A 9053-nucleotide genomic window follows, 5' to 3' on the forward strand; every position below is an offset into this window, starting at 1 on the left:
CGGTCACGTCCCCTTGGCGGCGATCGCCTCGTGCCAGGAGACGGCGCGGCGCGCCATGCCGATGTGCTGGCGCTCATACATGCGGCCGTCGACCTTGATCGCGCCGCGCTTGGCGTTCTCGGGCAGGTCGAAGGCCTCGATCACCTTGCGGGCGCGCGCGACCTCCTCGCCGCTCGGCGCGAAGCAGGTGTTGGCCGGCTCGATCTGGCTCGGATGGATGAGGGTCTTACCGTCGAAGCCGAGGTCGCGCGACTGGCGGCATTCCTCGCGGCAGCCCTCGACGTCCTCGATGTCGTTGAACACGCCGTCGAGGATGGTGAGGCCGTTCGCGCGCGCGGCCGCCAGCGCGAACATGATCCACGGCATCATCGGCGCGCGGCCCTTCACGAGCTGCGCCCAGGTGTCCTTGGCGAGGTCATTGGTGCCGAGCACGAAACAGGTGAGCCGGCAGCCCGGCACAGTGCTGCCGGCCTTGGCGATGTGCTGGATGTTGAGGATCGCGGCCGGCGTCTCGATCATCGCCCAGACGTCGATGTCCTCGGGCGCGTCGAGCGCCTCGAGGCGATTGGCGATCGCCTCCAGCACCGCGGTCGACGACACCTTGGGCATCAGGATCGCGTCCGGCCGCGCCTCGATCGCGGCCTTCAGATCCTCCTCGCCCCAGGGCGTCTGGGGGGCGTTGACGCGGATCACGATCTCGCGGTCGCCATAGCCGCCGCCCTTCACGGCGGCGCACACCTGCTCGCGGGCGAGGTCCTTGGCTTCTGGCGCGACCGCGTCCTCAAGGTCGAGGATGAGGCTGTCGGCGGGAAGCGTCTTGGCCTTGTCGAGCGCCCGTTGGTTCGATCCCGGCATATAGAGGACGCTGCGGCGGAGGCGGAGGTCGGCCATGGCGAGGCTCCCGAGCGCTGAAACTTCGGACGGGAGGCTTCTAGCAGACAACGCCCGCTGCGGCGCAACAGGCATCCGGGCGATTAGCTCTGCAGCGCGCTCGTGAGTTCGCGGAGGTTGGAGCGCATCATGTCGAGATAGGTCGCGGCCGGGCCGCCCTTGCCCGAAAGCGCGTCGGAATAGAGCGCGCCGCCGATCTTGGCGCCGGTCTCCTTGGCGATTCGCTGGACGAGGCGCTTGTCCGTGACGTTCTCGATGAAGACGGCTGGAATCCGCTCAGCCTTCACCTGCCGGATGATCCGGGCGACGTCCTTGGCCGAGGCCTCCGCCTCGGTCGAGACGCCCTGCGGCGCGACGATCTGGAGCCCGTAGGCGTCCGCGTAATAGCCGAAGGCGTCGTGCGAGGTGATGATCCGCCGCCGCTCGGCCGGCACCTTGGCCCAGGCGGCCCGGATCTCGGCGTCGAGCGCGTCGAGCTTCGCCGCATAGGCGGCGGCGTTCGCCTCGTAGTCGGCCTTGCCTTCCGGATCCGCGGCGACGAGCGCGTCCTGGATGTTCGCGACATAGACCTTCACATTCGGCACGGACTGCCAGGCGTGCGGATCGATCGGGTGGGCGTGACCGCCTTCGTCGTCGTCGCGCCCGCCATGGCCGTGCCCGGCATCCTCCTTCATTTCCCGCGCTTTCACGCCGTTCGCCGCGACGATCACGGGCGCCCTGGAGCCCGCGGACTTCACCAGCCGCGACATCCAGCCTTCGAGCGCGAGGCCGTTCTCGAACACCACCTTGGCTTCGGCGATCTTCTTCGCGTCGGCGGGGGAGGGCGAGAACACATGGGCGTCGCCGTCGGGACCCACCAGCGTCTCGACCTTCACCCGATCGCCGCCGACCTGGGCGACCAGATCGCCGAGGATCGAGAAGCTCGCCGCCACCTTGAGGGGCTCGGCCGAGGCGGGGGAGGCGGCGAAGGCCGTCAGAGCGAGGGCGGCGACTGCGTGCCGGAGTGTCATGGGCGAAGTCCTTTCATGCGTACGCTTCACGCGGTCCGGTGCCTGCGGGCCGGGACGAGACGCCAGACGAGGCCTCCCGCCGGCCCGAAGGCGATCGAACCGAGATAGAGGATTCCGGCCGCCAGAATGATGGCGGGGCCGGTCGGCACGCCGGAGTGGTAGGAGCCGAGCAGGCCGGCGATGCTCGAGATCATGCCGACCGCGACCGCGGCGGCGAACATGCCCTCGAGCCGGCGCGACCAGAAGGCGGCGCTCGCGGCCGGCAGCATCATCACGCCGACCGAGAGCAGCGTGCCGAGCGCCTGGAAACCCGCCACGAGGTTCAGCACCACGAGCCCCAGGAAGACGAGATGGACTGGGCCGCCGGCCCGGCTGACCGAGCCGAGGAAGCCCGGATCGACGCATTCGAGCACCAGCGGCCGGTAGAGCGCGGCGAGCGTCACGAGGGTGAGACTCGAAACGCCGGCGAGCAGATAGAGCGCGTCGTCGTCGAGCGCGAGCACCGAGCCGAACAGCACGTGCAGCAGGTCGACGTTCGAGCCCTTGAGCGAGACCAGCGTGACGCCGAGCGCGAGCGACAGCAAATAGAAGGCCGCGAGCGCCGCGTCCTCCTTGAGCGCGGTCGCGCGCGTCACGAGCCCGGCCGCGACCGCGACCGCGACGCCTGCGATCAGCCCTCCGATCGTCATGGCGGGCAGCGACAAACCCGCGACCAGGAAGCCCGCGGCCGCGCCGGGCAGGATCGCGTGCGCCATCGCGTCGCCCGCAAGGCTCATGCGCCGCAGCATCAGGAAGACCCCGACGGGAGCGGCCCCGAGCGAGAGCGCCAGCGAGCCGATCAGCGCGCGCCGCATGAAGTCGAACTCGACGAATGGGCCGAGGATGGCGTCGTAGAGGGTCACGAAAGACGTCCGGATTGCAGGACCGTCCTGCGTGCTTCGAGACGCGCGCCTTCGGCGCGCTCCTCAGCATGAGGAAGGACCGCGCTTTGGCTCCGGGACGATTTCTCGCTGTGGCGACAGATCAGGTCCGGCATCCTCAAACCTTCCTCATCCTGAGGAGGCGCGAAGCGCCGTCCCGAAGGACGCAGTCCAATTCCCCGACCGGCCTCATCACGCCGCGTGGGTCGCGCAGAGGGGGGCGTGGTCGTCGAACGCCTCCTGCATGCCGCGCGCCTCCAGCAGGCGCTCGGGCCTGAGCGCCTCCGAGGTCGGACCCCAGGCGACCTTGCGGCGCGCGAGCAGCAGCGTCTCGGGGAAGGAGCGGCGCACCAATTCGAGGTCGTGCAGCACCGCGACCACGGTGCGGCGCTCGGCGCGCCAGCGGCCGATGAGCTCGAGCAGGTCGGAGACTGTCCGGGCGTCGATCGCCGCGAAAGGTTCGTCGAGCAGGATCACGGGCGCGTCCTGCAGCGCGAGCCGCGCGAATAGAGCGCGCTGCAGCTGGCCGCCCGAAAGGGTCGCGATCGGGCGACCTTCGAAACCCGCGAGCCCGACGCCGGCGATCGCCTCCGCGGCGCGTTCCCGGCCCGCGCGGCCGACGCCGCCGAACAGGCCGGCGCGGCTCCAGAGCCCGGTCGCGACGAGGTCGAAGACGTCGATCGGAAAGCTCCGGTCGAGCGCGGAGGCCTGCGGGAGATAGGCGATGTCGCGGAGTCGCAGCGCGCCGCGGTCGATCCGTCCGCCGAGCGGCGCGAGCGTCCCGACGAGGCCCTTCAGCAGCGTCGACTTGCCGGCGCCGTTCGGACCGACCACCGCGAGCAGCGCGCCGGGGGCGATCTCGCCGGAGAGATGATGGACCGCCGGGTGACGGTCGTAGCCGAGCGTCACGTCGTCGAGGCGGATGGCCGGCGCCGCGCTCATGACAGCGCCCACAAGACGCCGCCCCAGATCGCGGCGAGCACGCCAGCGGCGAGCGCTAGGCGGGACGCTGCCGAAGCCCGCAGCAAGGAGGGGCCGCCGCCATGGCGATGGCGAGCGTGGTCGTGCGCCGGATGGTCGTGATGGCCATGAGGATGGCGCGCGGAGGTGTGGTTCATCGCGTTCGGCCCGCAGGGTCTGTCTCGAACGTTATAATGTAACAAAACCGGCGCACAAGCCGGCGCCGCTGCGGCGAAGGCGCGCGACCGCCAAGCGGGACTGTCGGCCGGACGCGCGCCCGAACGTCCTCCGTTCGGGCGAAGACAGGACGCGCCCGAGGCCCGAAACACAAGCGGGCCTGTGGAACAGGCGGCCCATAGACCATCGCCCGCCAGCACGAGCGAGGAGGCCCGGTGATGACGGAACGGCGACAGACGATCGATAGCGCGGCCATGTCGCTTTATGACGACCGCGGGCCGCGAACGGCGGAACGGCGCGGCGAACGCCGGACCGCACGGCGCGACGCCGATCCCGAGCCGTCCGCGGCCGGCTCGCCGGATCCCGCGGAGCGCGCCAAGGCGTGGCGCGCGGTGCTGCTCGGCGATCTGCTCGGGTTCTTGCTGGTGTCGAGCGCGGCGATATGGAGCGCCGCGCCCCTCATGCTCTAGCCGCGGCTCGGATCGTTCTTTCGGGCGACCCGCACGAAGGCCACGACCGCCCAGAGGCCGAGCGCGAGGCCGACCGCCTCGAGCCCATAGGCCACGTAGTCGCCGAGGCCGAGGAAGCCCGCGATCGCCCAGCCGCCGGCGACCGCGGCCGTGATGGTCTGGGCCGCGATCAGGATGGTGGCTGAGACCAGCGTGACGGTCCTGGCGAGCGGGCTCTGGACGGTCGGGGCGGGCGCGTCGGTCACGAAGAAACTCCCAGGCGAATGCGCCGCCCTTTTAGCACGGCTGAACGATGCGTCGAGCCATGCCGGCTTGCCCCGGCGGGACGGCCCCTGTAACCCCTTGCCGCCTGCTTCGACCTGCCGGGGGACTGATGTCCGAAACCGCCGTATCGACGCGTGGCGTCGCCTCCGCGCCGCACGCGGCCGCCGCCGAGACAGGGCGGGCCATCCTGGCCGAGGGCGGCAACGCGCTCGAGGCCATGGTGGGCATGGCCGCGACGATTGCGGTCGTCTATCCGCACATGAACTCGATCGGCGGCGACGGGTTCTGGCTCGTCCGCGAGCCGTCCGGCGAGGTCCGCTACATCGAGGCCTGCTGCGTCGCCGGCTCGCGCGCCACCATCGCGTTCTACCGAGACCGCGGCCATGACGCGATTCCCGCGCGCGGAGCGCTCTCCGCGCTGTCGGCGCCCTGCGCCGTCGACGGCTGGCGGGTCGCGCTCGAGCTGGCGAAGGCGGGGGGAGGGCGGCTGCCGCCGCAGGTGCTGCTGTCGGACGCCGTGCGCTTCGCCCGCGAAGGCTTCGCGGTGTCGCCCTGCCAGGGCCGCACCCTGCCGAAATCCTATGACGACGCCGTCCGGGCCCCTGGCTTCGCCGAGACCTTCATGCGCGAGGGGCGGATGCTCGAGGCGGGCGAGACGCTTGTCCAGGCGAGGCTCGCCGACACGCTCGAGCATCTGTCGCGCGCGGGCTTTCGCGACTTCTTCGACGGCGACGTCGGGCGCGAGATCGCCGCCGACCTCGACCGCATCGGCGCCCCCGTCTCCCGCGAGGATCTTTCGGCGCGCCGCGCGCGGCTGAGGCCGCCGCTTGAGATCCGCCTCAAGGACGCGACCGTCTACAATTCCCAGCCGCCGACCCAGGGCCTCTGCTCGCTGGTGATCCTCGGCCTGCTGGAGCGGCTCGGGCTGCGCTCGGACGAGGGCGCGGCCTTCGTGCATGCCTGCGCGGAGGCGACCAAGCGGGCCTTCCGCGTCCGCGACCGGATGTGCGTCGATTTCGACCGCGTGCCGGGCGACCCGCTGGACTTCCTCACTCCGCAGGCGATCGAGGCCGAACTGGACGCGATCGATCTTGCCCGCGCGGCCCCCTATCCGGAGGCGCGAAGCGTCGAGGGCGACACCATCTGGATGGGCGCGATCGACGGCGAGGGCAGGGCGGTCAGCTACATCCAGAGCATCTACTGGGAATATGGCTCTGCTTGCGTGCTGCCCGCGACCGGCGTGCTGATGCAGAACCGCGGCGCGGCCTTCTCGCTCGACCCCGAGCACCCGAACGCGCTCGCGCCCGGCCGCCAACCCTTCCACACGCTCAACCCGCCGCTCGCGGTCTTCGACGACGGCCGCACGATGGTCTACGGGACCATGGGCGGCGAAGGGCAGCCGCAGACCCAGGCGCAGATCTTCGCCCGCCACGCCTGGCTCGGACGTTCGATCGAGCAGACGCTCGCCGCGCCGCGCGTCCGGCTCGGCCGCTCCTGGGGCGAGGAGGAGACCTCGCTCAAATACGAGCCCCGCTTCGACGGCGAGGAGATCGACCGGCTGGCGCGCATGGGCCACGAGGTCGCGCCCTTCGACGAGGCCTTCAGCGACGAGGCCGGACATGCGGGCATGATCGTCCGCCACGCGGACGGGCGCATCGAGGGCGGCCACGACCCGCGCGCCGATGGCGGCGCCTTGGGCGTTTGAGCATCATGGAAACGATTCTCACGAACGCCCGCCTCGTCCTCGAGGACGGCGTGATCGCCGGCACGCTTGTCCATCAGGACGGCGTGATCCGCGAGGTCGCCGAGGGACGGTCGTCCGCGCCGGGCGCTTTGGATCTGGAGGGCGACCTGCTCGCGCCCGGCCTGATCGAGCTCCACACCGACAATCTCGAGAAGCATTTCGTGCCCCGCGCAGGCGTGCTCTGGCCGAACGCGCTCGCGGCCGCGATCGCCCACGACGCGCAGATGGCGGCGGCCGGGATCACGACGGTTCATGACGCGGTCTTCGTCGGCGGCTACGAGGTCGAGAACGACGCGCGGCGCGGGCTCCTGCCGAAGATGGTCGAGGCAATCGAGACCGGCGTCGCCCAGGGCCTGTTCCGGGCCGACCACCGGCTTCATCTGCGCTGCGAACTGACCGATCCGGAGCTGATCGAGCACCTGTCGCCCTTCGCCGGCCGGCCGCTGGTCGCGCTCGCCTCGCTGATGGACCACACGCCGGGTCAGCGGCAGTGGCGTGACCTCGCCGTGCTCAAGCGCTTCATGATCCGCGAGGGGCTCGCGGCCGCGGACGCCGATGCGCTGATCGAGCGCCGCATGACGGACGGCGCCAAGGCCGCCGCCGCGAACTGGCCGCGGGCCGTCGCGCTGTTCCGCGAACAGGGGATCGCGGTCGCGAGCCATGACGACACGACCGAGGCGCATGTCGCCGCGGCCGTCGCTGCAGGCTGCGCGATCTCCGAGTTCCCGACGACGTTGGAGGCGGCGCGCGGCGCGCATGCCGCGGGGCTGGCGACGGTCGGAGGGGCGCCAAACATTGTCCGCGGGGGCTCGCATTCCGGCGGCGTCTCGGCCGAGGAACTCGCCCGCGAAGGCGCGCTCGACGCGCTGTCCTCCGACTACGTCCCTGCGAGTCTGCTCCAGGCGGTCGAGCGGCTGACGCGCGAGCCGGGACTGCCGCTCCACGAGGCCTTCGCGCTCGCGACCTCGAAGCCGGCCGAGACGCTCGGGCTCAACGACCGGGGCCGGCTTGCGCCGGGCCTGCGCGCCGACCTCATCCGCGTGCGGATGCATGGCGAGACGCCGGTGGTGCGATCCGTCACGGTCGCCGGACGGAGCGTGATGTGAGCGCGCCGCGCTACGCGATCTATTACGCGCCGGCCCCGGAGAGTCCGCTCTGGACCTTCGGCTGCGCGGTGCTGGGCTACGATGCCGCGACCGGCGAGCCGCGCGCCCCGCTCGCGCCCGACGGCGTGTCGCCCGTCGACTGGGCGCGGATCACCGAGCAGCCGCGGCGTTACGGTTTCCACGCGACGCTTAAGGCGCCGTTCCGGCTCGCGGAAGGCGCGAGCGAGGACGACCTGATCGAAGCCGGCCACGCCTTCGCGCGGAAGCGCCGCGGCTTCGGGTTGCCGACGCTTTCGGTCGGCGAGATCGAGAGCTTCGTCGCGCTGCAGCCGGATGAATCCTCCGAACCGCTCGACGATCTGGCCGCCGCCTGCGTCGAGGCCTTCGAGCCGTTCCGCGCGCCGCCGCCGCCCGAGGAACTGGCGCGTAGGCTCGAAGCGCCGCTCACGGGGCGCCAGCGCGTCGCGCTCGAGCGCTGGGGTTACCCTTACGTGTTCGAAGATTTTCATTTCCATATGACGCTGACCGGCAGCCTGGCGCCAGGGCTCGCCCCGCCGATCGTCCAGGGGCTTTCGGCGCTTTACGCCGACCATGTCGGCCAGGCGCGCACGCAGGTCGACGCCGTGACGCTCTATGTCGAGGAGGACGCGGCGCAGGGGTTCCGGATCGTCGACCGCTTCGTGTTCAGCCTCGCGTGAGGCCGCCCCGTTTCGGCCGCACTGCGGCGGGACAAGCGCGGAGCGACCGACTCGGGGTGATTTGAATGATCGCGAAGCGTTTGACCGCTTCCCTCGTCGCAAGCCTCGCGCTTTGCTCGGCCGCGGACGCCCATCCGCATGTCTGGGTGACGGCCCGCAGCGAGCTCGTCTACGGACCGGACGGCCGCATGACCGCGGTGCGCCATGCCTGGACGTTCGACGACATGTTCTCGTCGATGGCCGTCCAGGGCCTCGACGTCAACGGCGACGGCAAGTTCACGCGCGAGGAGCTCGCGCCGCTCGCCGAGGTCAACGTCACCTCGCTCGACGAGTTCAAGTTCTTCACCTTCGGCAAGGTCGGCGACAAGCGGGTGAGCTTCGACAAGCCCAAGGACTACTGGCTCGACCGGCTGCCCGACAGCCGGCTCGTGCTGCACTTCACTTTGCCGGTGAAGGACGGGGCGGCGCAGACGGGAGAGCCCTTCAAGGTCGAGGTCTACGATCCGACCTATTTCGTCGCATTCGAGTTCGCCAAGGAGAGCCCGGCGAAGCTGGTCTCGGCGCCGAACGGCTGCCATGTCGATCTCGAACGCCCGCCGGAGCCCGACGCCGGCCAGCAGAAGCGGCTTTCCGAGAGCTTCTTCACTGGCCTGTCGCCCGGCGCCAATTTCGGCGAGCAGTTCTCCAACACCTTGCTCGTCGCCTGCAAGTGAGCGGGACGCCTAAGTATTTGGGCCGTTCGGAGCCGCGCGCCCATCCCTCCCCTTGCAAAGGGGAGGGTGGCCCGGCGCGAAGCGACGGGTCGGGGGGGGA

General features: G+C 70.9%; 10 protein-coding genes. 5 read left to right on the top strand and 5 right to left on the bottom strand.

Translation table 11 applies throughout. From position 1 onward, the window contains the following. Positions 1 to 3 precede the first annotated feature (3 nt). From EK403_RS09565 to EK403_RS09580, 4 genes are all read right to left on the bottom strand, one after another. Positions 4 to 891: an HpcH/HpaI aldolase/citrate lyase family protein gene (locus EK403_RS09565; RefSeq protein ID WP_128777271.1), complete on the bottom strand. Its 888-nt coding sequence runs from the start codon at positions 889 to 891 to the stop codon at positions 4 to 6. Positions 892 to 974: 83 nt separating this feature from the next. Then, complete coding sequence (locus tag EK403_RS09570; protein ID WP_128777272.1) at positions 975 to 1901, bottom strand: metal ABC transporter substrate-binding protein; 927 nt, start codon at positions 1899 to 1901, stop codon at positions 975 to 977. A gap of 26 nt (positions 1902 to 1927) precedes the next feature. Then, a complete protein-coding gene (locus EK403_RS09575) occupies positions 1928 to 2755 on the bottom strand; it encodes a metal ABC transporter permease (protein WP_128777425.1) in 828 nt (275 codons plus the stop codon). 258 nt (positions 2756 to 3013) lie between these two features. Continuing rightward, positions 3014 to 3763, bottom strand: coding sequence for a metal ABC transporter ATP-binding protein (locus tag EK403_RS09580; protein WP_128777273.1), 750 nt, complete (start codon positions 3761 to 3763; stop codon positions 3014 to 3016). Between the two features lie 413 nt (positions 3764 to 4176). On the opposite strand from EK403_RS09580, the gene EK403_RS09585 reads away from it, so the two are divergent. Continuing rightward, positions 4177 to 4428: a hypothetical protein gene (locus EK403_RS09585; RefSeq protein WP_128777274.1), complete on the top strand. Its 252-nt coding sequence runs from the start codon at positions 4177 to 4179 to the stop codon at positions 4426 to 4428. On the opposite strand, the gene EK403_RS09590 is transcribed toward EK403_RS09585, so the two are convergent. Further along, positions 4425 to 4673 carry a hypothetical protein gene (locus tag EK403_RS09590; protein ID WP_128777275.1) on the bottom strand — a complete coding sequence of 83 codons (249 nt, stop codon included), beginning with the start codon at positions 4671 to 4673 and terminating at the stop codon, positions 4425 to 4427. The genes EK403_RS09585 and EK403_RS09590 overlap by 4 nt on opposite strands. Before the next feature lie 128 nt (positions 4674 to 4801). On the opposite strand from EK403_RS09590, the gene EK403_RS09595 reads away from it, so the two are divergent. The 4 genes from EK403_RS09595 (at position 4802) to EK403_RS09610 (ending at position 8953) form a co-directional block, all read left to right on the top strand. After that, entirely contained in the window at positions 4802 to 6397 is a 1596-nt protein-coding gene (locus tag EK403_RS09595; protein WP_128777276.1) for a gamma-glutamyltransferase family protein, read from the top strand. A 5-nt stretch (positions 6398 to 6402) separates the two neighbouring features. After that, the gene (locus tag EK403_RS09600; protein ID WP_128777277.1) at positions 6403 to 7542 is read left to right on the top strand and encodes an alpha-D-ribose 1-methylphosphonate 5-triphosphate diphosphatase; all 1140 of its coding nucleotides are present in this window, start codon (positions 6403 to 6405) and stop codon (positions 7540 to 7542) included. Next, a complete protein-coding gene (locus tag EK403_RS09605) occupies positions 7539 to 8240 on the top strand; it encodes a DUF1045 domain-containing protein (RefSeq protein ID WP_128777278.1) in 702 nt (233 codons plus the stop codon). The genes EK403_RS09600 and EK403_RS09605 overlap by 4 nt, the downstream gene beginning before the upstream one ends. An 80-nt stretch (positions 8241 to 8320) precedes the next feature. Then, positions 8321 to 8953 (top strand): DUF1007 family protein, encoded by a 633-nt coding sequence (locus EK403_RS09610; RefSeq protein ID WP_342633779.1) that lies wholly within the window; start codon positions 8321 to 8323, stop codon positions 8951 to 8953. The last annotated feature ends 100 nt before the right edge of the window (positions 8954 to 9053 follow it).

The sequence above is a fragment of the Hansschlegelia zhihuaiae genome (assembly GCF_004103825.1).
Lineage (GTDB): Bacteria > Pseudomonadota > Alphaproteobacteria > Rhizobiales > Methylopilaceae > Methylopila > Methylopila zhihuaiae.

Excerpts from the sequence above, each read along its gene's own strand:
- EK403_RS09565 (WP_128777271.1), bottom strand. The coding sequence starts at position 891 with ATGGCCGACCTCCGCCTCCGCCGCAGCGTCCTCTATATGCCGGGATCG.
- EK403_RS09570 (WP_128777272.1), bottom strand. The coding sequence starts at position 1,901 with ATGACACTCCGGCACGCAGTCGCCGCCCTCGCTCTGACGGCCTTCGCC.
- EK403_RS09575 (WP_128777425.1), bottom strand. The coding sequence starts at position 2,755 with ATGCGGCGCGCGCTGATCGGCTCGCTGGCGCTCTCGCTCGGGGCCGCT.
- EK403_RS09580 (WP_128777273.1), bottom strand. The coding sequence starts at position 3,763 with ATGAGCGCGGCGCCGGCCATCCGCCTCGACGACGTGACGCTCGGCTAC.
- EK403_RS09585 (WP_128777274.1), top strand. The coding sequence starts at position 4,177 with ATGACGGAACGGCGACAGACGATCGATAGCGCGGCCATGTCGCTTTAT.
- EK403_RS09595 (WP_128777276.1), top strand. The coding sequence starts at position 4,802 with ATGTCCGAAACCGCCGTATCGACGCGTGGCGTCGCCTCCGCGCCGCAC.
- EK403_RS09600 (WP_128777277.1), top strand. The coding sequence starts at position 6,403 with ATGGAAACGATTCTCACGAACGCCCGCCTCGTCCTCGAGGACGGCGTG.